This window comes from Nocardioides sp. (genome assembly GCF_030150155.1).
Taxonomy (GTDB): Bacteria; Actinomycetota; Actinomycetes; order Propionibacteriales; family Nocardioidaceae; genus Nocardioides.
Window position 1 is genome coordinate 25527 of the sequence record NZ_JASLGR010000011.1, and the last position, 23661, is coordinate 49187.

24 protein-coding genes are annotated in these 23661 nt (G+C 70.0%); 9 read left to right on the plus strand and 15 right to left on the minus strand.

Annotated elements, in window-relative coordinates; translation table 11 throughout:
• Nucleotides 1-8 precede the first annotated feature (8 nt).
• Complete coding sequence (locus tag Q1V88_RS02180) at nt 9-977, plus strand: hypothetical protein (protein WP_300677291.1); 969 nt, start codon at nt 9-11, stop codon at nt 975-977.
• A 101-nt stretch (nt 978-1078) separates the two neighbouring features.
• On the opposite strand, the gene trmB is transcribed toward Q1V88_RS02180, so the two are convergent.
• From trmB to Q1V88_RS02220, 8 genes are all read right to left on the minus strand, one after another.
• A complete protein-coding gene (gene trmB, locus Q1V88_RS02185; protein WP_300677293.1) occupies nt 1079-1882 on the minus strand; it encodes a tRNA (guanosine(46)-N7)-methyltransferase TrmB in 804 nt (267 codons plus the stop codon).
• A 173-nt stretch (nt 1883-2055) separates the two neighbouring features.
• On the minus strand, nt 2056-3249 hold the full coding sequence (gene tuf, locus Q1V88_RS02190) for an elongation factor Tu (protein WP_300677296.1): 1194 nt from the start codon (nt 3247-3249) through the stop codon (nt 2056-2058).
• A gap of 87 nt (nt 3250-3336) precedes the next feature.
• A complete protein-coding gene (fusA, locus tag Q1V88_RS02195) occupies nt 3337-5451 on the minus strand; it encodes an elongation factor G (protein WP_300677298.1) in 2115 nt (704 codons plus the stop codon).
• Nucleotides 5452-5540: 89 nt separating this feature from the next.
• The gene (gene rpsG, locus Q1V88_RS02200; RefSeq protein ID WP_300677300.1) at nt 5541-6011 is read right to left on the minus strand and encodes a 30S ribosomal protein S7; all 471 of its coding nucleotides are present in this window, start codon (nt 6009-6011) and stop codon (nt 5541-5543) included.
• 1 nt (nt 6012) lies between these two features.
• Nucleotides 6013-6384 (minus strand): 30S ribosomal protein S12, encoded by a 372-nt coding sequence (rpsL, locus tag Q1V88_RS02205; protein ID WP_280610197.1) that lies wholly within the window; start codon nt 6382-6384, stop codon nt 6013-6015.
• A gap of 144 nt (nt 6385-6528) precedes the next feature.
• Nucleotides 6529-7794 carry an MFS transporter gene (locus Q1V88_RS02210; RefSeq protein WP_300677308.1) on the minus strand — a complete coding sequence of 422 codons (1266 nt, stop codon included), beginning with the start codon at nt 7792-7794 and terminating at the stop codon, nt 6529-6531.
• Between the two features lie 53 nt (nt 7795-7847).
• A complete protein-coding gene (locus Q1V88_RS02215; protein ID WP_300677310.1) occupies nt 7848-8066 on the minus strand; it encodes a DUF2530 domain-containing protein in 219 nt (72 codons plus the stop codon).
• Nucleotides 8066-8836, minus strand: coding sequence for a DUF3027 domain-containing protein (locus Q1V88_RS02220; RefSeq protein WP_300677312.1), 771 nt, complete (start codon nt 8834-8836; stop codon nt 8066-8068). Before Q1V88_RS02220 ends, Q1V88_RS02215 begins: the two co-directional genes overlap by 1 nt.
• Before the next feature lie 68 nt (nt 8837-8904).
• Between Q1V88_RS02220 and Q1V88_RS02225 the strand changes: the two genes are divergently transcribed.
• A complete protein-coding gene (locus Q1V88_RS02225; RefSeq protein WP_300677315.1) occupies nt 8905-10314 on the plus strand; it encodes an MFS transporter in 1410 nt (469 codons plus the stop codon).
• A gap of 16 nt (nt 10315-10330) precedes the next feature.
• On the opposite strand, the gene Q1V88_RS02230 is transcribed toward Q1V88_RS02225, so the two are convergent.
• Both Q1V88_RS02230 and Q1V88_RS02235 read right to left on the minus strand, forming a co-directional pair.
• Entirely contained in the window at nt 10331-10729 is a 399-nt protein-coding gene (locus Q1V88_RS02230; RefSeq protein WP_300677317.1) for a cold-shock protein, read from the minus strand.
• Between the two features lie 113 nt (nt 10730-10842).
• Complete coding sequence (locus Q1V88_RS02235) at nt 10843-11451, minus strand: HAD family hydrolase (RefSeq protein ID WP_300677377.1); 609 nt, start codon at nt 11449-11451, stop codon at nt 10843-10845.
• Nucleotides 11452-11540: 89 nt separating this feature from the next.
• Here Q1V88_RS02235 and lepB point away from each other — a divergent pair, with 89 nt between their 5' ends.
• Nucleotides 11541-12257: a signal peptidase I gene (gene lepB / locus Q1V88_RS02240; protein WP_300677319.1), complete on the plus strand. Its 717-nt coding sequence runs from the start codon at nt 11541-11543 to the stop codon at nt 12255-12257.
• Nucleotides 12258-12338: 81 nt separating this feature from the next.
• On the opposite strand, the gene Q1V88_RS02245 is transcribed toward lepB, so the two are convergent.
• Complete coding sequence (locus Q1V88_RS02245; RefSeq protein ID WP_300677321.1) at nt 12339-13790, minus strand: FHA domain-containing protein; 1452 nt, start codon at nt 13788-13790, stop codon at nt 12339-12341.
• A gap of 41 nt (nt 13791-13831) precedes the next feature.
• Between Q1V88_RS02245 and Q1V88_RS02250 the strand changes: the two genes are divergently transcribed.
• Nucleotides 13832-15811: a helicase-associated domain-containing protein gene (locus Q1V88_RS02250; RefSeq protein ID WP_300677323.1), complete on the plus strand. Its 1980-nt coding sequence runs from the start codon at nt 13832-13834 to the stop codon at nt 15809-15811.
• 15 nt (nt 15812-15826) lie between these two features.
• Here Q1V88_RS02250 and Q1V88_RS02255 read toward each other — a convergent pair whose 3' ends face one another.
• The gene (locus Q1V88_RS02255; RefSeq protein WP_300677325.1) at nt 15827-16270 is read right to left on the minus strand and encodes a cysteine dioxygenase family protein; all 444 of its coding nucleotides are present in this window, start codon (nt 16268-16270) and stop codon (nt 15827-15829) included.
• A gap of 39 nt (nt 16271-16309) precedes the next feature.
• Here Q1V88_RS02255 and Q1V88_RS02260 point away from each other — a divergent pair, with 39 nt between their 5' ends.
• Nucleotides 16310-18040: a DNA repair helicase XPB gene (locus tag Q1V88_RS02260; protein WP_300677328.1), complete on the plus strand. Its 1731-nt coding sequence runs from the start codon at nt 16310-16312 to the stop codon at nt 18038-18040.
• A gap of 171 nt (nt 18041-18211) precedes the next feature.
• Here Q1V88_RS02260 and Q1V88_RS02265 read toward each other — a convergent pair whose 3' ends face one another.
• Together Q1V88_RS02265 and Q1V88_RS02270 are read right to left on the minus strand one after the other, a co-directional pair.
• Entirely contained in the window at nt 18212-18748 is a 537-nt protein-coding gene (locus tag Q1V88_RS02265) for a Fic family protein (protein ID WP_366914054.1), read from the minus strand.
• Nucleotides 18664-19293, minus strand: coding sequence for a Fic/DOC family N-terminal domain-containing protein (locus Q1V88_RS02270; RefSeq protein ID WP_300677333.1), 630 nt, complete (start codon nt 19291-19293; stop codon nt 18664-18666). The genes Q1V88_RS02265 and Q1V88_RS02270 overlap by 85 nt, the downstream gene beginning before the upstream one ends.
• Before the next feature lie 189 nt (nt 19294-19482).
• Here Q1V88_RS02270 and Q1V88_RS02275 point away from each other — a divergent pair, with 189 nt between their 5' ends.
• Nucleotides 19483-19977: a hypothetical protein gene (locus Q1V88_RS02275; RefSeq protein ID WP_300677336.1), complete on the plus strand. Its 495-nt coding sequence runs from the start codon at nt 19483-19485 to the stop codon at nt 19975-19977.
• Between the two features lies 1 nt (nt 19978).
• Here the strand turns inward: Q1V88_RS02275 and Q1V88_RS02280 are convergent, their stop codons facing one another.
• Nucleotides 19979-20242: a hypothetical protein gene (locus tag Q1V88_RS02280; protein ID WP_300677339.1), complete on the minus strand. Its 264-nt coding sequence runs from the start codon at nt 20240-20242 to the stop codon at nt 19979-19981.
• 244 nt (nt 20243-20486) lie between these two features.
• Between Q1V88_RS02280 and Q1V88_RS02285 the strand changes: the two genes are divergently transcribed.
• From Q1V88_RS02285 to Q1V88_RS02295, 3 genes are all read left to right on the plus strand, one after another.
• The gene (locus tag Q1V88_RS02285; protein WP_300677342.1) at nt 20487-21668 is read left to right on the plus strand and encodes an RtcB family protein; all 1182 of its coding nucleotides are present in this window, start codon (nt 20487-20489) and stop codon (nt 21666-21668) included.
• A 117-nt stretch (nt 21669-21785) separates the two neighbouring features.
• Nucleotides 21786-22112: a hypothetical protein gene (locus Q1V88_RS02290; protein WP_300677345.1), complete on the plus strand. Its 327-nt coding sequence runs from the start codon at nt 21786-21788 to the stop codon at nt 22110-22112.
• Nucleotides 22113-22229: 117 nt separating this feature from the next.
• Nucleotides 22230-23591, plus strand: a complete 1362-nt coding sequence (locus Q1V88_RS02295; protein ID WP_300677347.1) for a TrpB-like pyridoxal phosphate-dependent enzyme — start codon at nt 22230-22232, stop codon at nt 23589-23591.
• Nucleotides 23592-23661 lie beyond the last annotated feature (70 nt).

Below are 23661 nucleotides of genomic sequence, written 5' to 3' on the forward strand. Positions count from 1 at the left end.
GTTCCGGCGTGATTCCTCCATTTCGGGTACTCGCCCTCTCCGCTGCCCTCGCCCTCGGGGCCGGCCTGCTCACCACCGCGCCGGCCACGGCAGCGGCCGGGAGCTGCGGCCGCGCCGCCGGCTGCACGAAGTTCGAGCTGATCCACGCCGGGTCGACGTACGGCTGGTGGCCCGAGGCACGCCGCTACGAGTTCAAGAGCCGTGACGGGGTCGTCCCGCCCGCGGTCTGGCAGCACAGCGGCAAGACCGCGGTGTGGGGCGCCGGCTCGGTCGGCACCGGCACGCTGCTGACCAAGCTCGAGCCCGACAGCGGCGACGCGTTCACCAACTGGCGCGAGGGCTGGGTCAACGGACGCTGGGAGGTGCGGTTCCGCTCCATCTCGCAGCGCGACCCGGGGGTCAACTCGATCAAGCTCAAGGCGGCCGACGGCACCGTGACCACGGTCCCGGCCACCGACTACAAGGTCCGCCTGGAGCTGGTGCCGTCCGGGACGGTCGACCAGCGCTGCTCCCCGACGAGCGTCCTGATGGCGGGCTACGACCCGGCCAACCGGCGTACGGCCGCGATCGGCGTCACCGCCACGGACGGCTCCTATGCCGGGACCGTGACGCCGTGGTCCCAGGTCGGCGACCTGGACAGCAAGCGGCACTGGGCCGGACCGGTCAACTCCAAGAAGTCGGCGTGGCACGTGTGGGCCGTCGAGCTCAAGCCGACGGTGATCACCTGGTTCATGGACGGCAAGGTCGTACGCCGGGCACCGCGTCCCGTCTCCACCCGGGCCACGGCGTTCAGCTTCCGCGAGGGGCTGCTGGGCTCCACCAACCCGGCGGTGCACACCGCCTACACGTCGACGCAGATCGACTGGGCGCGCTACTGGACCCTGAAGCGCACCACCAAGAAGAAGCGGCTGCTCAAGCAGCTGCGCACCGCTCCCCTGCTGGCCCGCACCACGGCCACCACGATCGGGCCGTGCTGAGGCACCGCTGAGGCCCAGCCTCGCCCCACGCACACCGAAGGGCCGGGACCCGCCCTGATCCGTCCTCGGACGGACAGCGGGTCCCGGCCCTTCGCGTCGTGCTAGAGCCTGACCAGGTCGAAGTCGGCGATGTCGCGGCCCTCGGCGAGGCCCCGACGCTCGAACTTCGTCAGCGGGCGGTCCACCCAGCGCTCGACCCGGCCGCCGCGCAGCGTGTCCTCGGTGGCGAGCACCTCGTCCATGTGCTCGGCGTAGTCGGCCCAGTCGGTGGCGAGCCGCCAGTGGCCGCCCGGGATCAGGCGGGAGGAGGCCACCGAGACGAACGGCTGGTTGACCAGGCGGCGCTTGTGGTGGCGCTTCTTGTGCCACGGGTCGGGGAAGAGCGTCCACAGCTCGGTGACGCTGGCCTCGGGGATCAGGTGGGACATCGACCAGGCGGCGTCCACCGTGCACAGCCGCAGGTTGGTCAGACCGGCCACCTCGGCGCGGTGCAGGGTGTCGGCGACACCGGGCAGCCAGACCTCGAAGGCCAGCACGTTGAGCTCAGGATGCGCGGCGGCGTACGACGCGCACGTCTCCCCCACCCCCGAGCCGATCTCGATCACCAGCGGTGCCTCGCGACCGAACCAGCGCGAGCCCACGTCGATGGGGCGCTCGGTCTCGGCGATCGCGTCGACCTCGTCGGGGCCGATCACCCAGCCGCCGGCCAGGCGGTCCCAGGCGTCGGCCTGCCGCGCGGTGAAGCGGCTGCCACGACGCGCGTAGGAGAGGATCTCGCGCAGCGGCCGTCCGTCCTCCGACAGCCGGACGTCGGGCCGTGCCTCGGGGCTCTTGCCCTTCATCTCTTCAGCGCGGGAGCGGGCGAGCCTGCCGTGCTTGTCGTGGGAGTCGTGGGAGTCGTTCATCGTCCCCCATTGTCCCGGTCAGGGCGAGCGGTGACGAAATGCAGAAACGCCCCGAGCCGAGGCTCGGGGCGTTCTGAGTGAATCAGGTGCGGCTCACGCCGCGTGAATCACTTGGTGATCGAAGAGATCACTCGATCGGCTCGCACGGACGAGCAAGCTCGCCGTGCTCACGCTCACTTCGTGATCTTGGTGACGCGACCAGCGCCGACCGTGCGGCCACCCTCACGGATGGCGAAGCGCAGACCCTCGTCCATGGCGATGGGCTGGATGAGCTCGACGGCCATCTCAGTGTTGTCGCCAGGCATGACCATCTCGGTGCCCTCGGGAAGGGTCACAACGCCGGTCACGTCAGTCGTACGGAAGTAGAACTGCGGACGGTAGTTGTTGAAGAACGGCGTGTGACGGCCGCCCTCCTCCTTCGAGAGGATGTAGACCGAAGCCTCGAAGTTGGTGTGCGGGGTCGTCGTGCCGGGCTTGATCACGACCATGCCGCGCTCAACGTCCTCGCGCTTCGTGCCACGGAGGAGCAGACCGACGTTCTCGCCAGCCTGGCCCTCGTCGAGCAGCTTGCGGAACATCTCGACGCCGGTGACGGTCGACTTCTGCGAGGTCTCGCGGATGCCGACGATCTCGACCTCTTCGCCGACCTTGACGATGCCGCGCTCGATACGACCGGTGATGACGGTGCCACGACCGGTGATCGTGAAGACGTCCTCAACGGGCATCAGGAACGGCTTGTCGGTGTCACGAGCCGGGGTCGGGATGTAGTCGTCGACGGCCTGCATGAGCTCGAGGACCGACTTGCCCCACTTCTCGTCACCCTGGAGGGCCGGGAAGGCGGCAACGCGGACGACCGGAATGTCGTCGCCGGGGAACTCGTACTCGTTGAGGAGCTCGCGCACCTCCATCTCGACGAGCTCGATGAGCTCGTCGTCGTCGACCATGTCGCACTTGTTCAGAGCAACGACCAGGGCCGGCACGCCAACCTGGCGAGCGAGCAGCACGTGCTCACGCGTCTGGGGCATCGGGCCGTCGGTGGCGGCGACGACGAGGATCGCACCGTCCATCTGGGCCGCACCGGTGATCATGTTCTTGATGTAGTCCGCGTGACCGGGGCAGTCAACGTGGGCGTAGTGACGACCCTCGGTCTGGTACTCGACGTGCGCGATCGAGATCGTGATGCCGCGCTGACGCTCCTCCGGAGCCTTGTCGATCTCGTCGAAAGGCGTGAAGGGGTTGATCTCCGGGTAAGCGTCGTGCAGAACCTTGGTGATAGCCGCGGTCAGCGTCGTCTTACCGTGGTCGATGTGACCGATGGTGCCGATGTTGACGTGCGGCTTGGTCCGCTCGAACTTCGCCTTAGCCACTGTGGGCTCCTCCTGTGTGGGTTTCTTACTTGACTCGTACTAAAGGGTGATGCCGCAGGCTCCCAGGGACAAATCCCCGGGGCGAGATTACTCGCCGCGAGCCTTCTTGATGATCTCGTCGGCGACGTTCGTGGGAACCTCGGCGTACGAGTCAAACTCCATCGAGTACGAAGCCTGGCCGGAGGTCTTGGACCTCAGGTCGCCAACGTACCCGAACATCTCGGAAAGCGGCACAAGGGCGGAGACGACGAGGTCGCCGTGGTTCTCCTCCTGTGCCCGGATCTGGCCACGGCGGGAGTTGATGTCGCCGATCACGGTGCCGAGGTAGTCCTCGGGGGTCGTGACCTCAACGGCGAACATCGGCTCCAGCAGGACCGGCTTGGCCTGGCGGGCGGCCTCCTTGAAGGCCTGGTTGCCGGCGATCTTGAACGCGAGCTCGGACGAGTCGACGTCGTGGTACGCGCCGTCCTCGAGGGTGAACTTCACGTCGACCATCGGGTAGCCGGCGAGGACACCGAACTGCATGGCCTCCTGGCCGCCGTTGTCGACGGACGGGATGTACTCACGCGGAACGCGACCACCGGTGACGGCGTTCACGAACTCGTAGCCAGCGCCCAGACCGGTCTCGGGGTCGAGGTTCGGCTCGACCGAGATGACGACCTTGGCGAACTGACCCGAACCACCGGTCTGCTTCTTGTGGGTGTAGCTGTGGTTCGCGACCTTCTGGCGGATGGTCTCGCGGTAGGCGACCTGCGGCTTGCCGACGGTGGCCTCGACGCGGAACTCGCGCTTCATCCGGTCGACGAGGATCTCCAGGTGGAGCTCGCCCATACCGGCGATGATGGTCTGGCCGGTCTCCTCGTCGGTCTTGACGACGAAGGTCGGGTCCTCCTCGGACAGACGCTGGATCGCGACGCCGAGCTTCTCCTGGTCGGACTTCGTCTTCGGCTCGATGGCGACCTCGATCACCGGGGCCGGGAACGTCATCGACTCGAGCACGACCGGAGCCGACGGGTCGGACAGGGTGTGACCGGTCTTGGTGTCCTTCAGACCCATGACGGCCACGATCTGGCCGGCGCCGACCGACGCGATCTCCTCACGCTTGTTGGCGTGCATCTGGTAGACCTTGCCGATGCGCTCCTTGCGACCGTTGGTCGCGTTGAGCACGGTCGAGCCGGCCTCCAGCTTGCCGGAGTACACGCGGACGTAGATCAGCTTGCCCAGGTGCGGGTCGGTCGCGATCTTGAACGCGAGCGCGGCGAGGGGCTCCTCGTCGGAGGGCTGGCGGGTGATCTCGACGTCCTCGTGGTTCGGCTTGTGGCCGACGATGGAGTCGATGTCCATCGGCGAGGGCAGGTAGTCGACGACGGCGTCGAGCAGGGGCTGGATGCCCTTGTTCTTGAACGCGGTGCCGGTGAGGATCGGGTTGAGGTCGCCCGCGAGGGTCGCGCGGCGGATCGCAGCCTTGAGGGTGGGAACGTCGAAGACGTCGCCCTCCTCGAGGTAGGTCTCCATCGTCGCGTCGTCGGCCTCGGAGAGGGTCTCGACGAGCTTCTCGCGCCACTCGGCGGCCTTGTCGGCCATGTCGGCGGGGATCTCCTCGACGACGTAGTCCTCGCCGGTCTTGGTCTCGCCGCGCCACACCTTGGCGTTCATCTCGACCAGGTCGACGATGCCGATGAAGTCACCCTCGGCGCCGATCGGGAGCTGAAGCACGAGCGGGGTCGCGTTGAGCTTGCTGATGATGGTGCCGAGCACGCGGTAGAAGTCGGCACCGGTGCGGTCGAGCTTGTTGATGAAGCACATCCGCGGGACGCCGTACTTGTTGGCCTGGCGCCACACGGTCATCGACTGGGGCTCCACACCGGCGACACCGTCGAAGACGGCGACGGCGCCGTCGAGGACACGGAGCGAACGCTCGACCTCGACGGTGAAGTCGACGTGCCCGGGGGTGTCGATGATGTTGATCTGGTGCTTCTTCCACCAGCAGGTCGTCGCGGCCGACGTGATCGTGATGCCGCGCTCCTGCTCCTGCTCCATCCAGTCCATGGTGGCCGCACCCTCGTGGACCTCACCGATCTTGTAGGAGATACCGGTGTAGAACAGGATGCGCTCGGTGGTGGTGGTCTTACCGGCATCGATGTGCGCCATGATGCCGATGTTGCGGACCGTCTTGAGGTCCGTGGTGATGTCGACAGCCACTGTCTTTAAGTTCCTTAGGACTGGGAGAAGTGTGGTCTGGTGGCGAGTACGCCGGCCAGCGGATTGCGCCGGCCGGCGTACTCAGGAAGTCACCAGCGGTAGTGAGCGAAGGCCTTGTTGGACTCGGCCATCTTGTGAGTGTCCTCGCGCTTCTTCACAGCGGCACCCAGGCCGTTGCTCGCGTCGAGGATCTCGTTCATCAGACGCTCGGCCATCGTCTTCTCACGACGGTCGGCGGCGTAGCCGACGAGCCAGCGCAGCGCGAGCGTGGTGCCACGCGTGCCCTTGACCTCGATCGGGACCTGGTAGGTCGCGCCACCGACACGGCGGGACTTGACCTCGATGGCCGGCTTGACGTTGTCCATGGCGCGCTTGAGCGTCAGGACCGGGTCAGTGCCGGTCTTCTCCTTGCAGCCCTCGAGCGCGGCGTACACGATGCGCTGAGCAACCTGCTTCTTGCCGTCCTTCAGGACCTTGGAGACGAGCTGCGTGACGAGCTGCGAACCGTAGACCGGGTCGACGTCGATCGGACGCTTAGGAGCGGGACCCTTGCGAGGCATGTCACTTCTCCTTCTTCGCGCCGTAGCGCGAACGGGCCTGCTTGCGGTTCTTCACACCCTGGGTGTCAAGCGTGCCGCGAATGATCTTGTAACGAACACCGGGGAGGTCCTTCACACGACCGCCGCGGACGAGCACGATGGAGTGCTCCTGAAGGTTGTGACCAACGCCGGGGATGTAAGCGGTGACCTCGACGCCGGAGCTCAGGCGCACACGGGCGACCTTACGCAGGGCGGAGTTCGGCTTCTTCGGCGTGGTGGTGTAGACGCGGGTGCAGACGCCACGGCGCTGCGGGGACCCCTTCAGGGCAGGCGTCTTGGTCTTGGACGCCTTGTCCTGGCGGCCCTTGCGGACCAGCTGCTGAATAGTGGGCACCGGGTGGTTCCCTTCCTGTCATGCTCTCTCTCCGCGACACCATGTCCCGGAGGTACCCCATGCTCGCGCGGTGCAACGCCTAGAGAGAGCGGCGTCGTACGGACATGAGGGATGGCCTGGTCGTCCCAGACACGAACACTGAGGCTACCTGCGGGCCGGTGAGGGGGTCAAAACCTCGCGGAGACCTGCTATGGAGCCGGCTCGCGCGCGGGCGTAGAGCACGATCGCGAGGAGGGCCCCCAGCCCGGTCAGCGCTCCGCCCAGCCACAACGTCCAGCGGGCGCCGTACTCGGCACCGATCCAGCCGATGATCGGCGCGCCGATCGGCGTACCTCCCTGGACGACGGTCATGTACAGGGCCATCACGCGTCCGCGCAGCGCCGGCTCTGCCTCCAGCTGCATGGTGCCGTTGGCGCTGTTGAGCAGGGTCAGGGTGCAGAACCCGATCACCGGGGAGAAGCAGGCGAAGAGCCAGTACGTCGGCAGCGAGCCGGCGATGACGCAGGCGACGGCGAACCCGACGGCCGCCACGGCGAGCAGCCGCAGCCGGATCCGGGTGCGGCGCGCCGCCATCAGGGCACCGGCCAGGGAGCCGATCGCGAGGGTCGAGCCGAGGATGCCGTACTCCCCCGCGCCCTTGCCGAAGACCTCGGTCGCCATCAGGGCGCTGGTGATCTGGAAGTTCATCCCGAAGGTGCCGGCGAAGAAGACCAGGATCAGGACGAAGACCATCTTCGGCTGCCCGCCGACGTAGCGGACCGCGTCCAGCAACGCGCCCTTGCCCAGCACCCGTGGCTTCGGGGTGTGCAGCAGGCGCTGGTCCATCCGGCGCAGCTGGATGATGACGGCGAGGTAGGAGACGGCGTTGATCGCGAAGACCCAGCCGGTGGCGGCCTGGCCGCTCCCCCAGGCCGCGATCAGCAGACCGGCCAGGGACGGACCGAGCAGCCGGGCGGCGTTGAACGAGGCCGAGTTGAGGCCGACCGCGTTGGTCAGGTCGTCACGGTCGACCATCTCCGAGACGAAGGTCTGTCGGGCCGGCGCGTCGAACGCCGCTCCGACACCCAGGCCGAAGGCGCAGACGTAGACCAGGGCGAGCGAGGAGTGACCCGTGATCGCGGCGACGGCCGAGATCAGGGAGAAGACACCCATGAACGCCTGGGTGAACTGCAGCAGGGTCCGCTTGGAGTAGCGGTCGGAGACCACGCCGGCGAACGGCGTGAGCAGCAGCACCGGCAGGAACTGCAGGCCGGTGGTGATCCCGACCGCCTGGCCGCCGCCGTGCAGCGGCATCAGGACCAGCCAGTCCTGGGCCACCCGCATCATCCAGGTCCCGGTATTGGAGACGATCGACCCCGCCAGGTACAGGCGGTAGTTCGGATTGCGCAGGGCTCTGAAAGTCGGACTCACCAGTGAGGCAGAACACCGCGATCGCGGTGGTTATTCCGGCCGAGCCGAGAAGTTCAAAGGTTCTCGATGGACTTCTCGCCCGAGGCGAACCGGCGGCAGCACTCCCAGCCGATCAGGCCGATGCCGACCCCGGCCAGGCTCGCCCACAGCCACCACTGCCGGCCCGCGTCGGCCAGTCGGCCGGCGAAGGGCAGCATCCCGATGAACAGCACGGCCGCCACCACGGAGCCGACGCCGAAGAAGCGCACCCCGTCCAGTGGCCGGCCACGCATCAGAAGGACTCGAGCAGGTCGAGGGTCAGGTCGTCGACGACGGGCTCGGCGACCGGGACGGGCTCGTGCTTGCGCGCCAGCCGGACCTCGGAGTGCGCACCGCAGCCGTGGGCGAAGGCGACCACCCGGCCATCGTCGTTGGCGTCGCGGTTCGCGCACACGCCGAAGCTGGCCGACAGCGAGCCCGCCAGCCGGACCAGGAAGCCGCAACTGCTGCACGGGTGCGGAGCCGACTGGGCCAGCGGGGTGGCCGGGCCCCCGGTGCCGTTCCACCAGCGCTGCACGGTCTGGTCCAGACCCTCGACACCGAGGGTGCGGACCCGGCCGAGGCCGAGGTCGGTCGCCACCTGGCGGATCTGGGACTTGGCGTCGGCGTCAAGCGGGTCGTCACCGAAGGCGTACGTCGGCACCAGGCGGGGGTCGTCGTCGGCCACGGGCAGCAGGTCGCCGGGCGAGAGGTCACCGGGCTGGATCCGGTCACGGTAGGGCACCCACTCGGGCGCGATGATCGCGTCCAGACCGGGAAGCAGCACGACCTCGTCGATCGTCGGCGCCGCCTCGTCGAGCACGACCAGGGTCACGGCCCAGTGCCAGCCGACGTACCCCGGCTTCGTCGCGGCGAAGTAGTGCGTCGCCACGGGAGCGGCCTCGACGCCCCCTTCGGCGGAGTAGCCGAGCCACTCGCCCACCCCGACCTCGGCGGCCAGGGCCGACCGAGCCGCGTCCACGTGCTGGGCGGGCGCGTCGGTAGCAAGGGGGGTCTCAGACATGAGGTCATCATCGCTGATCGGGCAGCGTGCTGTCAGGTCGGGCCCCGATGTGTTGCAAAGATAGGGGGGTGAGCGACAACGCAAGCGGTCCCGGGCACGGCGAGCACGACGGGATCGACGGCCAGCCCGCGGCGCGGGTCGCCGGCTCGGTCGCGCGCGGCACCGCCGCTGCCGCCCGAGGTGTCGGTCGCTTCTCCCGGTTCGCGTTCCTCCAGGCCCGGCGGGCCGCCTCCGCCCAGGGCGCCGAGGCGTCGGGGCTGTCCCGGCTGATCGAGATGCACGCCTTCAACACCGCCGCCGACGCGGCGGTGGCGATCTCGCTGGCCGGCTCGCTGTTCTTCCAGATGCCCGGCTCAGGCGGCTCGTCGTCGCGGGAGTCGGTGGCGCTCTTCCTCGGCCTCACCATGCTGCCGTTCGCCGTGGTCGCCCCACTGCTCGGGCCGTTCCTGGACCGGGTCGCGCACGGCCGGCGCTGGGCGATCGGCGCCACGATGGCGATCCGGGCGTTCCTGTGCTGGATCCTGGCCGGCGCGCTGGTGCATCAGACCGCGGCGATGTTCCCCGCGGCGCTGGGCATCCTGGTCGCCTCCAAGGCGTACGGCGTCACCAAGGCCGCTGCGGTGCCGCGACTGGTCCCCGAGGGGATCACCCTGGTCAAGGCCAATGCGCGGGTCGCGATGGCGGGGATCGTCGGGGTCTGCGTCTCGGCCCCGATCGCCGGACTCGCCTCACTGGCGGGGCCGCAGTGGGTGCTGCGCTGGGCGTTCGTGCTCTTCATCGGCGCCACCGTGCTCTCGATCCGCCTGCCCGGCGGGGTCGACTCCAACCACGGCGAGGGCACCATCACGTTCCGCAAGGACGGCACGAAGCCCCGCAACGGCACCATCCGGATGCAGCTGCCGGCCGCCGTGTTCTACGCGATGCGGGCCAACTGCGCGCCGAAGTTCCTCTACGGCTTCCTGCTGATGTTCTTCGCGTTCCTGCTCCAGGAGCACCCGATCGGCGGCTGGAGCTCGACCCTGCTGATCGGCCTGGTCGCCGGGGCCGCCGGGACCGGGAACTTCCTCGGCGTCACCGCGGCCTCCCTGCTCAAGCAGATCCCGCCGGTGGTGACGGTCTCGGCGGTGATGCTGGCCGACGTCATCGTGACGGCGCTGACGCTGTTCTTCTACTCGGTGCCGATGCTGGCCGTGCTCGGCCTGATGACCGGCCTGGGCGCGTCGCTGGCGAAGTTCTCACTGGACTCCTCGATCCAGCGCTTCGTGCCCGGCTCGGTGCAGACCGCTGCCTTCGGCATCTCCGACACCGCCCTGCAGACCGCCTGGGTGGCGGGCGGCTTCGTCGGGATCCTGGTGCCGCTCAACGCTCAGGTGGGCCTGACGGCGGCCACCGTGGCGCTGGCGGTCTGGGTCTTCTTCACCCTCGCCAGTCGCCCCGGTGCCCGCCGACTCAAGGCCGATCTGCCGATCGGCGAGTGAGGCTCAGCCTCCAGGCTCAGAGCTCGAACTCGTCGGCCAGCGCCCGCAGGGCGGGGCTGACCTTCTTGCCCAGGTCGCGGGTCGGGCCACGGCCGTGGCGGTAGCCCTCGCGGATGTCCTCCAGGAGCGTGATCACGTTCTCCACGATCAGCTCCATCTCCTCGGGCTTGCGGCGCTTGGCGGCGGCGACGTTGCGGGAGACCGAGGCCGGGGCGTCGAGGATGCGGACCTGGAGGGCCTGCTCACCGCGACGTCCCTGAGCGATGCCGAACTCGACCCGGGTGCCCGGCTTGAGGGTCTTGGCGACCCCCGCGGGGAGCGCGTCGGCGTGGACGTAGACGTCCTCGCCGCCCTCCTGGGACAGGAACCCGAACCCCTTCTCAGCGTCGAACCACTTCACCTTGCCAGTGGGCACCGGACGACCTCTTCTTGTACTTGCTGGTGCGCGGCGTACGCGCTCGGACATGCCCCGGCTCGTCGCCGGAACGACAGAGCCTAGCCCAGGGGCCTGACAGCCCCATGACAGGCTCAGCGCAGGTGGTCGGCCAGCCAGTCGGGGAACTCCACGAGCGAGTCGAGCACCACGTCGGTGCCGGCATCGAGCAGCTCGGCGCGGGTGCAGCCGCCGGTCAGGACGCTGACGCTGGTGGCCTGGGCGGCCAGTGCTCCCTCCACGTCGTGGACGTGGTCACCGACGTAGACGCTGGCCCCCTGGGCCCGCAGCACGTCGGCCTTGCCCGCACCCCAGACCCAGCCCTGGAGGTGGTCGATGTCGAAGCCGAGGTGGTCGACGTGAAGCTGGGCGTTGGGCTGGTACTTGCCGGTCGCGATGATCACCCGGCCGCCGCGGTCCCGTACCGCCGCCATCGCGTCGTAGGCGCCGGGCAGTGCCGGCACGCTGGTGATCGCGTGGGTCGGGTAGAGCGCCCGGAACCGGTCGGTGACGCGGTCCATGTCGGCGGCCTCGACGTACGGCGCCAGCATCAGGTCGATCGGAGGACCGAGCCGCTTGACCAGCTCCTCGGCCGGCAGGTCGACGCCGATCTCGGTGCCGAGGGCACGGAGCACGTCGGCGAAGCCGGGTGCGGTGTCGATCAGCGTCATGTCGAGATCGAATCCCACCACCAGCCGATCCATGTTGCTCACAGCGTCGATCCTACGGCGGCGCGCCACACGGTTCGTCCAACCATCCCCCGTCCTCACCAGGGTGCCGATAGGGTCCGCACGTGGCCACATCAGACAGCTCCCCGTGGAAAGTCATCCGCGAGACGGTGATCCTGCTCGTCGTCGCCCTGGTGCTGGCGATCGGGGTCAAGACCTTCTTCGTGCAGGCCTTCTACATCCCGTCGGGCTCGATGGAGCCCGGGCTCCAGATCAACGACCGGATCCTGGTCGAGAAGCCGTCGTACTGGTTCGGTCATCCGCAGCGCGGTGACATCGTGGTCTTCAACGACCCCGGCGACTGGCTGACCGCCTCCGACGACAGCTCCAAGGGGTTCCTCTCCTCGGCGCTGGAGAAGATCGGCCTGTACCCCAGCGGCGGGCACCTGGTGAAGCGCGTGATCGGCGTCGGTGGCGACACCATCGTCTGCTGCGACAAGCAGGGCCGGATCTCGGTCAACGGCACGCCCTTGGACGAGGACAGCTTCATCGCCCCACAACAGTCGTGCGACGGACCGATGGCCGGGTGTCAGACCGGCTGGAAGGCGGTCGTCCCGAAGGACAAGCTCTTCGTGATGGGCGACAACCGGTCCAACTCCGCCGACAGCTCCGCGCATCTGTGCGGTGCGACCTCACCGACGACCTGCGATCCGAACGACGCGTACGTCGACGAGAAGCTGGTCGTGGGCCGTGTGATCAGCCTGGTCTGGCCGCTGAAACGGTTCAAGATCGAGCATCGGCCCGACATCTTCGCCGACATCGCGAAGCCGACCAGCAACTAGGCGGCTTCACGCCCGCCGCCATGACGAACGGCCGCTCCCCCGGTGAGGGGAGCGGCCGTTCGGCGTCTGCGGTGGTGCGAGTCAGCGGACCCGGATGGTGAGGCCGTCGCCCAGGTCGATCAGGGCGCCACTGGCGAGCACGACCGGCACGCCGGCACGCAGCTCCTCGGGACGCTGGCCGGGCTGGACCACGAGGGTGCCGTTGGTGGAGCCGAGGTCGGTGACCACGGCCTTGCCGGCGTCCTCCCCGGTGCCGGGGCGGACCTCGGCGTGGGTGGAGGAGATCTCCGAGTGCGGGCTCGGCACGGTGACCACGAAGGGCTGATCGTCGGCCGGGAAGCGTCCGGCGTCGGGGTTGCGCCCGATCACGATCAGCCCGGCGACGTCGATCTCGGCGCCGTGGGAGAACGTCAGGTGGGCCGGCTGGGCCTTCGGCGGCGCCGGCGGGGCCGCGGGGGCCGCCGCCTCGGGGCGCTCGGGGCGCTCCGGGGTCCACGACGGCGGCGGCGACGTCGGGCCGGCCAGCGGGGCGTCGATCGCCGCCTGCTCGTCGGTGACGGCATCGTCGTCGTCCGGGGCGTCGGCACCGAACGCGTCGTCGACCTGGTCGAGACCGGCACCGGCGGCGGGCGCCTCGGTCACGGCAGGGGCCTCGGCGGCCGGGTCGTAGGCGGCGAAGATGTCGGTCGGGAGGTCGTCCTGGTCGAGGTCGACGGCCGGCGGCTCGGTGGGCGCAGCGGCGTACGACGGCTCCTGGACGGGCGCGACCGGCTCGGCGACCTCCTCGGGAACGGCGGTCCCGAACGGAGCCTCGGGCTCCTCCGGTCCAACAGCGTCCTCGTCGGCAGGGTCAGCAGTGTCAGTGGCGTCGGCGGCGTCGGCCACGTCGTCGTGGCCGTGCAGCGGGCCGTCTAGGAAGTCCGGAACGGCAGGGGCCACCGGCGGGACGGCGACGACGGGCGGGACCGGCACCGGGATCGGGGCGGCGGGCACCGGCGGGGCCAGCGGCGCGGGCGGCACCGGCGGGGCGGAGACGACCGGCGCCACCGGGGCGATCGGGGCGACGGGAGCCAACTGCACGACCGGCGCGAGCGGCGCGGCGGTGGCCGGGGTCTCCAGGGAGCCCAGCCGGACCAGACCGTCGGTGACAGCGAGCTGCGGGCCGTCGGCCTCCTCCCCCGGCAGGCTGATCGCGAAGTCGCGGGCCTCCACGGTGCGCTCGGCCCACATCGCGCCGGGGTCGGCGGCGACCCGGAGCTGACCCTGGTCGGTCTCGAAGGTGGCGGCGGCCTCGCCGCGCACCAGCACCCGTACGGAGCCGGCGGCGCCGGCCAGCAGGACGAAGCCAGGCAGGGCGGACAGGCCGCCGGCTACGAGGGCGTCGAGGACGGTGTCGAAACCGGCGCCGTCGTCGATCAGTGCCCAGAGCGCACCGGCGCGGGCCTTCTCGGTTCCGGGCAGCAGCACCGTGGCGTTCTCGCCGACGATTCCCAGCCAGGATCCAGGCCGATAGGTGAGAGTCCGATCAGTCACCAGGCCATCCCATCACATCCGGGGTCGCTACCGTTGGACGGATGAGCAGCCGATCGCCCTCGCCGCACGGGTTCCGCTCGCTCGCCGACCAGTTCAGGACCTGGGACGACGAGCACCTGGGCCGGCTGCTGCATGCCCGCAGCGACCTGTGCTCCCCCGCCCCGCAGGACTCCGCTCACCTCGCCTCCCGGGCCTCGACGCGCTCCAGCGCCGGCCGGGCACTGGACGGGCTGACCCACTTCGAGCTGGCCCTGGTCGGCGCCGTGATGACCGCCCAGCCGGTCGAGCCCGGCTCCCTGGAGGCCCGGGGCGAGGCGGTCGCGACGGCGCTGGCGACCCTGGCCGAGCGCGCCCTGATCTGGCACTCCAGCGGTGGCCTGCGGGTGGTCTCGGGCGTCTCGGAGGTGCTCACCCCCGGCACCTTCCCGACCTCGACGTCGCCCGAGCCGCCCGCGCTGCCGCACACCGAGCGCGGCGCCGACCTGGTGGACCGTGCCGCGGCCGGTGCCGCCTTCGAGGCCGTACGCCGTGCCGAGCTGCTCCTGGACACCTGGAGCACCCACCCGGCCCCCGGCCTGCGTGGCGGCGGGCTCGGTGTCCGCGAGCTGCGCTCGCTGGCGGCCCGGCTCCAGGTCGAGGAGTCCGAGGCCGCCCTGGTCGCCGAGATCGTGGTGACCGCCGGCCTGGCCACCTCGGCCGCCGACGCCGAGGGCAACCCGACCTGGATGCCGACCGACGCCTACGACCGCTGGCTGGACGCCTCGATCGCCGAGCGCTGGATCGCCCTGGCGCGGGCCTGGTGGACCACCGACCGGGCGCCGGGGCTGGTCGGGAGCCGCGACGCGGGCGGGAAGCCGGTCAACGCGCTCGTCCCCGACCTGGTCTCCCGGGACCTGACCGAGACCCGTCAGATGGCGATCGAGGCGCTGGCCGGACTGGCGCCGGGCTCGGTGCTGGCCGCCACCACCGGGCCGCCGGCCCTGGTCGCCCACCTGGCCTGGATCCGCCCGCGACGTTCCCGGGAGCGGACGCAGCAGGTGATCTGGACCCTGGCCGAGGCAGGGTTCCTCGGCCTCACCGGACTCGACGGCGTCACGTCGTACGGCAGGAGTCTGTTGGCCGGCGACCACGACGCGGCGACCGAGCGGCTGGCGGCGCTGCTGCCCGCCCCGGTCGACCACGTGCTACTCCAGGCCGACCTGACCGCGGTCGCGCCGGGGCCGCTGGAGCCCGCTCTCGCACGCCAGCTCGCCCTGGTCGGGGCGGTCGAGTCACGGGGCGGCGCGACCGTCTACCGGTTCTCGGGCTCCTCCATCCGGGCCGCGCTCGACGCCGGCTGGAGCGCGGCGGAGATCCACGCGTTCCTGGCCGGTGTCTCCCGTACGCCGGTCCCGCAGCCGCTCAGCTACCTGGTCGACGACACTGCGCGGACGTACGGCTCGATCCGGGTCGGTCATGCCGAGGCGTTCCTCCGCTCCGACGACGAGCAGGCGCTGGTGGCGCTCACCCACCATCCGATGGCCGAGAGCCTGGGGCTGCGCCAGATCGCTCCGACGGTGCTGATCTCGACGGTCCCGCTCGACGTGCTGCTCCCCCGGCTGCGCGAGGCCGGTGCCTCCCCGGTGGTCGAGGGCCTCGACGGCACGATCCACGTCACTCGGCCCGACGTGCACCGGGCACGCACCCCGCAGGCGCGGCGCAAGGGCGCGGTGGCCCAGGTCAAGGAGGCCGCCCGGGTGCCGGCGGTGATCGCCGCGATCCGGGCGGGCGACGAGGCGGCCTCGGCGCGGCCACGGCGCGAGGGGCCGCTCACCCCGGCCGACGCCCTGGGCGAGCTGCGCGACGCGATCGATGCCGGCGACTCGGTCGTGCTGACCTATGTGGACAACCACGGTACCCTGACCGACCGGGTCGTCGTGCCGCAGCGGGTGACCGAGGGGAAGCTGGTCGCCTACGACCAGCGCACCGACGAGGACCGGTCGTTCGCGGTGCACCGGATCCGCGACGTCCGGCGGGTCTGAGTCGGACGAGGCTGGTCAGTCCCGGCCGGGCTCGGCGGCGATCAGGTGCAGCCGGTCGCCGCGGTACTCGTACTGGTTCATCGCGTCCAGGCGCGGCGAGTAGGCGTGCAGCGAGAGCGCCGGGGTGTCGGCGGCATTGCGCACCCGATGGACGTGCCCGGCGGCATAGGCCCGGGCGTCGCCGACCTCGAAGTCGGTCAGCTGGAGCCCGCCGTCGACGTCGTACTCGACCAGGGAGCCCTCCAGCACGGTGTAGGCCCCGGTCGCGGTGCCGTGGTCGTGGTAGCCGGTCTCGGCGCCTGGTGCCCAGGCGATCAGCCAGACCTCGAGGTCGTCGGCGCGCTGGAGCAGCAGGAAGGTGCGCCCCTGCGCGGGGGCGTCGAGGAGGTGCCGCAGGGCGGGATCGCGGGCGTAGTCGCGGACGGCTTCGAGGAGCGGGAGGACGGTGAGGGTGGACATGACGCAATACTACAGTGACTTGGTTGACTTTCTAGCCTTATGGTCGAGATCCGGATCACGCTGGCCCCGACTCGTAGACTTGCGGCCGTGGATGGACCGTTGATCGTGCAGTCAGACAAGACCCTGCTGCTCGAGGTGGACCACCCCGGAGCCCGCGAGGCCCGCAAGGCGATCGCCCCGTTCGCCGAGCTGGAGCGCTCGCCCGAGCACATCCACACCTACCGGCTCACCCCGCTGGGACTGTGGAACGCCCGCGCCGCCGGCCACGACGCCGAGCAGGTGATCGACGCGCTGCTGGCGCACTCACGCTACGCGGTGCCGCACTCGCTGCTGGTCGACATCGCCGAGACGATGGCGCGCTACGGCAGGCTGCGCCTGGAGAAGCACCCGGTGCACGGCCTGGTGCTGGCCTCCTCGGACCGCGCGGTCCTCGAGGAGGTGGTGCGCTCGAAGAAGATCGCCGGGATGATCGGCGCCCGCGTCGACGACGACGTCCTGGAGGCCGAGGGCGCCGTCATCGTGCACGGCTCCGAGCGCGGCAACCTCAAGCAGGCGCTGCTCAAGCTCGGCTGGCCGGCCGAGGACTATGCCGGGTACGTCGACGGCGAGGCGCACCCGATCGCGCTGCGGCCCGACGGCTGGGAGCTGCGGCCCTACCAGGCCGAGGCGGCGGAGTCGTTCTGGCACGGCGGCTCCGGGGTCGTCGTACTGCCCTGCGGTGCCGGCAAGACGATCGTGGGTGCCGCCGCGATGGCGCACGCGCAGGCCACCACCCTGATCCTGGTGACCAACACCGTCTCGGCGCGGCAGTGGAAGGACGAGCTGGTCCGGCGCACCTCCCTGACCGAGGACGAGATCGGCGAGTACTCGGGCACCACCAAGGAGATCCGCCCCGTCACGATCGCGACCTATCAGGTCCTCACCCTCAAGCGGAAGGGCGTCTTCCCGCACCTGGAGCTGCTCGACGCCCGCGACTGGGGCCTGATCGTGTACGACGAGGTCCACCTGCTGCCCGCGCCGATCTTCAGGATGACCGCCGACCTGCAGGCCCGCCGCCGGATCGGCCTGACCGCCACCCTGGTGCGCGAGGACGGCCGCGAGGGCGACGTCTTCTCCTTGATCGGCCCGAAGCGGTACGACGCCCCCTGGAAGGACATCGAGGCGCAAGGCTGGATCGCGCCCGCCGACTGCGTCGAGGTCCGCGTCACGCTGCCCTCGGCGGAGCGGATGGTCTATGCCGTGGCGGAGCCCGAGGAGCGGTATCGCCTCGCCTCCTGCACGCATCACAAGATCGACGTCGTCAGGACCCTGCTCGCCCAGCACGTCGGCCAACCGACCTTGGTGATCGGCCAGTACCTCGACCAGCTGCACGAGCTGGCCGACTCCCTGGACGCCCCCGTGATCTCCGGCGAGACCCCGGTCAAGGAGCGCCAGCGCCTCTTCGACGCCTTCCGCTCGGGTGAGATCTCGCTCCTGGTGGTCTCCAAGGTCGCGAACTTCTCCATCGACCTCCCCTCGGCCGAGGTGGCGATCCAGGTCTCAGGCTCGTACGGCTCGCGGCAGGAGGAGGCCCAGCGCCTGGGCCGCCTGCTGCGCCCCGGCCCTCCCCTGCCTGATGGCTCGCGGAAAGTCGCGCACTTCTACACCGTGGTCTCCCGCGACACCGTCGACGCCGACTTCGCCCAGAACCGGCAGCGGTTCCTGGCCGAGCAGGGGTATGCGTACCGGATCGTCGACGCTGATGATCTGGACCGCTCCCGGGAGCACTAGGAGGGCGTGCCCCCGGGGCTGACTTCCCCTGCCGTCCCGGCGGTGAGCTGTTCCGACGTACGGGCCATAACTCGGAATATCTCGCGTGCTATTCCGAGTTAGCAGGGCCGACCGAATCGAGGGCGATGACGTCGACCCGAGCCGTGGACACGTCCCCTTCGCCCCATCGGCTCACTCGGCGCGCGTGAGCACGTCCAGGAACTCATGGTTGACGAAGAGGCGTTCCCGACCGACCTTGAGGTCGCTCAGGAGCCCCACCCCAACCAGGGCGTGAAGCCAGGTCGACGCGGTCTGCCGTGACACGGCGCAGCGCTCGACGACAGCGCTGATCCGGCAGTAGGGCTGCTCGAAGAGGACGTCGAGGAACTGCCCGTCACGCCCGCCGGGTGTGGCTGCTCTGACCCGCTCCGCAATGTCGTCCTGGCACTCACGGATCGCGTTGATCTTCCGCGTCGTCGACTCCGCCGACTCCCTCACGACCTCGAGCATGTACAGGACCCACGCGGTCCACGCGCCCTCGGCCGTCACGGCTCGCAGGAGACGGTAGTAGTCGTTCTTGCGAGCGATGATCGCCCGGGAGAGGTAGAGGATCGGCTCATCGAGCAGCCCGGCTTCGATGAGCATCACGATGTTGATGACCCGGCCGGTACGACCATTGCCGTCATGGAACGGGTGGATCGCCTCGAACTGGTAGTGAGCGACCGCCATCCGCACCAACGGGTCCAGGTCGTCGTGCGCATGCAGGACCGTTCCCACTCCGAGAGCTTCTCCCGAATGACGTCTGCCCCTTCCGGCGGCGCGTAGATGATCTGCCCAGTCGCCGGGTTCGCGATCCGCGTGCCCGGCACCGCGCGAACCTCCACCTCCCGACCTTGCAGCTGCGAGCAGATCGCCGCGGCGGTCGAGGCGATGAGTGGACGCGTCCGAATGAAGTCGACCCCAGCGAAGAGTGCACTGCGGTAGCGAAGAGCCTCCTTCGTGGCGTGGTCACCGCTCCCCGACTCGACATGCTTGAACAGCTCGTCGGCCGTCGTGACGATGTTCTCGATCTCCGAGCTCGCTTGGGCCTCGAGCAGGGTGACGGCATGAATCAAGACATTCGGGTTCGGAAGCAGCCGTCCCGCCTGCGCCAGTGTGGCCAGGGCCGCCCGTGCCTCGACGGTCGCCTTGAGGACGACCTTCGGCTCAAGGTCGATCCCGGCCGGCGGCAGCGCCGGCAGGTCGTTGTAGGGAACATCCGGCTGCCAGATCACGTGTCACCTCCTCTAACGCATCCGAGGGATACGTTAAAATTTATCGCGAAACTTAACATTTCAAGAACATGTCCCGTTCCTGCACCCATCATCGGCGACACGCCGAACACCTCGGCGTGTCCCCCGCACCAGCCGCACGAACGGCGGCGACAGCGGCGTACTGCCGCAGCGCGGCTAGGCTTGTGGACCATGTCGGAGAGCTTTGACGAGGACTTCGCCCGCCGCCTGGGCCAGATCGCCGACAGCGTCGCCGGGCTCAGCGAGGACGAGGCCGTCCAGGTGCTCGACCTGCGGCTCAAGCGGGCCCAGCTGACCGGCGCCGCGCGGCATCGACTCAGCCTCGCCCAGGCCCGGGGGACGTTGGCGCGGGCGCTGGGTGCCGAGGCCGAGGCGGAGGTGCTGACCTCCCTGGAGCAGATGGTCACCACGATCGCCGAGACGGCGCCGGCCGACATGCCGCCGCTCGGGGCCGCAGCGCCGCTGATGGACGCCACCGCCGCCAGCTTCGACGTGGACCTCGCCACCGACGTGGCACGCCTGCTCGACCGGCACCGCGACAACGCGATCACGGTCCTGGGCCTGATCGCCCAGGCCACGACCAGCGGCAACACCGCACTGGTCAGCGCGCTCGACGCCCTGCTCGAGCACGACCTCGAAGCACTCAGCGAGCTCGAAGGGCGCTGACTCACAGCCGGGTCACCGTGAGCTGAGCCGCGAACCCACCGACCTCGGCGATCGGCAGCCACGCGTCGAGGCAGGCCTCGCACAACAGCGACCGGTGCACCTCGATCGGACAGTCGACCTCCAGACAGCGCAGCATCACCCGGTACGTCGCCGGCCGCGGACACCTCCCACTCTCGGTCCCCACGCTGTGCCGGCAGGCGCAGCGCGACGCCTGCGGACTCGCCGGTGCGGGCTCGGGGCGGACAGGCAGGGCAGGTGCTGACATCGGGGCCTCCTGGAGGATCGGGCCTCGACCTTCCCCCGCCCTGACCGCCGCCGCCAGCACCCCGGCTCCGACGGTGGATAACTCTCACCCGGGCCGTGTGCTGTGGACGGAAGATGGTCCGGATCCACCTCGCGGCGGCACATGAATAACCGGTCGTACAACCCCTTTTCTCCTGCCTAGGGTCGTCCACCGTGCCCACACCCGTGGGCACCTCTCCTGAGAGGACAGACCAGAGGACACCACGATGCAGAAGATCACGCCGACGCTCATGAACTGGGCGTCGATCCTTGAGGACACCACCCGCGAGCAGGCGATGCGGACGGCGAGCATGCCGTTCGTCTTCCCGCACGTCGCGCTGATGCCCGACGCCCACCTCGGCCTGGGTGCCACCGTCGGATCGGTGATCCCGACCCTCGGTGCGATCATCCCGGCCGCGGTCGGGGTGGACATCGGCTGCGGCATGATCGCGGTCCGCACGCAGTTCCACCGCGACCAGCTTCCGGCCGACCGGGCGCCGCTGCGCCAGGCCATCGAGCGGGCGGTCCCGCTCTCGGCCGGCGCCGCGAACCGGACCATCAGCCGCGACCACACCCACACCCGGCTGAACCAGCTCACCGCGCAGGCGCAGGCCGCCGGCTTCGACCCCGGCCACTACGCGAGGAAGTGGGAGCTCCAGCTGGGCACGCTCGGCTCGGGCAACCACTTCATCGAGGTCACCGCCGACGAGACCGGTCAGGTCTGGCTGTTCCTGCACTCGGGCTCGCGGGGCGTGGGCAACCGGATCGCGCAGCACCACATCAAGGTCGCCGCCGACCTGTGCCGGCGCTGGTGGATCACGCTGCCGGACAAGGACCTCGCCTACCTGGTCGAGGGCACAGCGGAGTTCGACGCCTACATCGCCCAGATGCGGTGGGCGCAGCACTACGCGCTGCTCAACCGTGAGGAGATGATGGACCGGGTGGTGCGCCAGTTCGCCGAGTGGATGGGACTGGGCGGTGCCGACGACGTCGCGCGGCTCGAGGAGATCAACTGCCACCACAACTACACCGAGTCCGAGGAGCACTTCGGGCGCCAGGTGTGGCTCTCGCGCAAGGGTGCGATCAATGCCGAGTCCGGTCGGGCCGGGCTCATCCCCGGGTCGATGGGCACGGCGTCGTACGTCGTCACGGGCCGCGGCAACCCGGTAGCCCTCCACTCCGCACCCCACGGTGCCGGGCGGGCGTTCTCCCGGTCCGCGGCGCGGCGGCAGTTCAGTGCCGACGACCTGCGCACCGCGATGGCGGGGATCGAGTACCGCGACACCGATGCGTTCATCGACGAGATCCCGGCGGCGTACAAGGACATCGACCAGGTGATGGCCGACGCCGCCGACCTGGTCGAGGTCCGGCACACGCTCCGCCAGCTGGTCAACGTCAAGGGCGACTGAGTCAGGGGCGGGTTCGGCCTGCGGGCCGGATCCGCCCCCTTCTGCGCCCAGGCGGCGGCCTGATGTGGCAGGGTCATGCCCACCACCCACGCCGTACTCCATCTCGGGAGGACCCCCATGCCGGACGGCCGCCTGCTCGCCCTGGTCACGACCGCATCGGTGCTGGTCGGCGCAGCCGCCGCCAGCGTCGTGTTCCTGGTCACCGACGACGACTCCCACGCGTCGGCGTCGACCACCCACTCCACGGCCGCCCCGGCGTCAGCGGATCTGTGCCAGGAGTCGTGGGGGCACCAGCAGATCGCGACGCCCTTCACCGCGACCGGGACCACGCCCGGCACCACCGCCACCTGGCGCGCTGCCTCGGCGTACGGCCGCGGGTGCGCCCAAGCGCCCCACCAGGGCTCCTTCGACCACGAGCCGCAGCCCTCGACCACTGCCGGCTAGGCCGCGGGCTCCGAGGCCGGCTGTCCGGACGGTGAAAGTTCGCTGCACGGCGAGGGGGTGAACCGCTACGTTGCTCACCATCTCACCCGAGAGCGATCGCGCCGAGAAGGAGCAACGATGAGCGACGAGCAGGTCATGTACACGCTGGACCCCGACGAGGAGGTCAAGCACTGGTACAACATCGTCGCCGACTTCCCGACCCCGCCGCCGCCTCCGCTGCACCCGGGCACGCACGAGCCGGTCGGTCCCGACGACCTGGCGCCGCTGTTCCCGATCGAGCTGATCATGCAGGAGGTCACCACCGACCGGTACGTGGAGATCCCCGAGGAGGTGCTCGCGGTCTACCGCCAGTACCGCCCCAGCCCGCTCTACCGCGCCCGCACGTGGGAGAAGAAGCTCGGCACCCCGGCGCGGATCTACTACAAGTACGAGGGCGTCTCCCCGGCCGGCTCGCACAAGGTCAACACCGCGGTCCCGCAGGTCTACTACAACTCCCTGCACGGCATCCGCCGCCTCACCACCGAGACCGGCGCCGGGCAGTGGGGCACCGCCTTGTCCTATGCCACCAGCCTGTACGGCGTCGAGTGCGAGGTCTGGCAGGTCGGCCACTCCTACGACACCAAGCCGCAGCGCCGCACCCTGATCGAGGTCTTCGGCGGGAAGGTGCACCGCTCCCCCAGCCAGAACACCGAGGCCGGCCGCGCCTTCCCCGAGGGGCACCCGGGCTCGCTCGGCATCGCGATCTCGGAGGCTGTCGAGGTCGCCGCGCAGTCCGAGGACACCAAGTACGCCCTGGGCTCGGTGCTCAACCACGTGCTGCTGCACCAGACCGTGATCGGCGAGGAGGCCCTCAAGCAGCTGGCCAAGGCCGGCGAGAGCAAGGTCGACGTGGTCTTCGGCTGTGCCGGCGGCGGATCGAACTTCGCCGGGATGACGTTCCCGTTCCTGCGCGAGAACCTCACCAACGGTGCCGGCACCCGGATCGTCGCCGTCGAGCCGACCTCGTGCCCGACCCTGACCCGGGGCGAGTTCCGCTACGACTTCGGTGACACCGCGGGGATGACCCCGCTGATGAAGATGTACACCCTGGGTCACGACTTCGTGCCGTCCCCGATCCACGCCGGCGGGCTGCGCTACCACGGCATGGCGCCGCTGGTCTCGCACGCGGTGCACGAGGGCTACATCGAGGCGATGGCGCTGCCGCAGAACGAGTGCTTCGAGGCCGGGGTAGAGTTCGCCCGCACCCAGGGCATCGTCCCAGCACCTGAGTCGAGCCACGCCTTGGCCGCGGCCCGCGCCGAGGCACTGGCGTGCAAGGAGACCGGCGAGGAGAAGGTGATCGTGGTCGGCCTGTCGGGTCACGGCCTGCTCGAGCTCGGCGCGTACGCCGAGTTCCTGGCCGGCAACCTGACCGACGACGCGCTCTCGGAGGGCGACCTGCAGGCCGCCCTGGCCACGGTCCCGGAGATCGACGGCTGAGCCCAGCGTCGTACGAACGCCTCGACGACCCCACCACGGCGGGATCATCGACGCCGGAGGTCCACCTTCC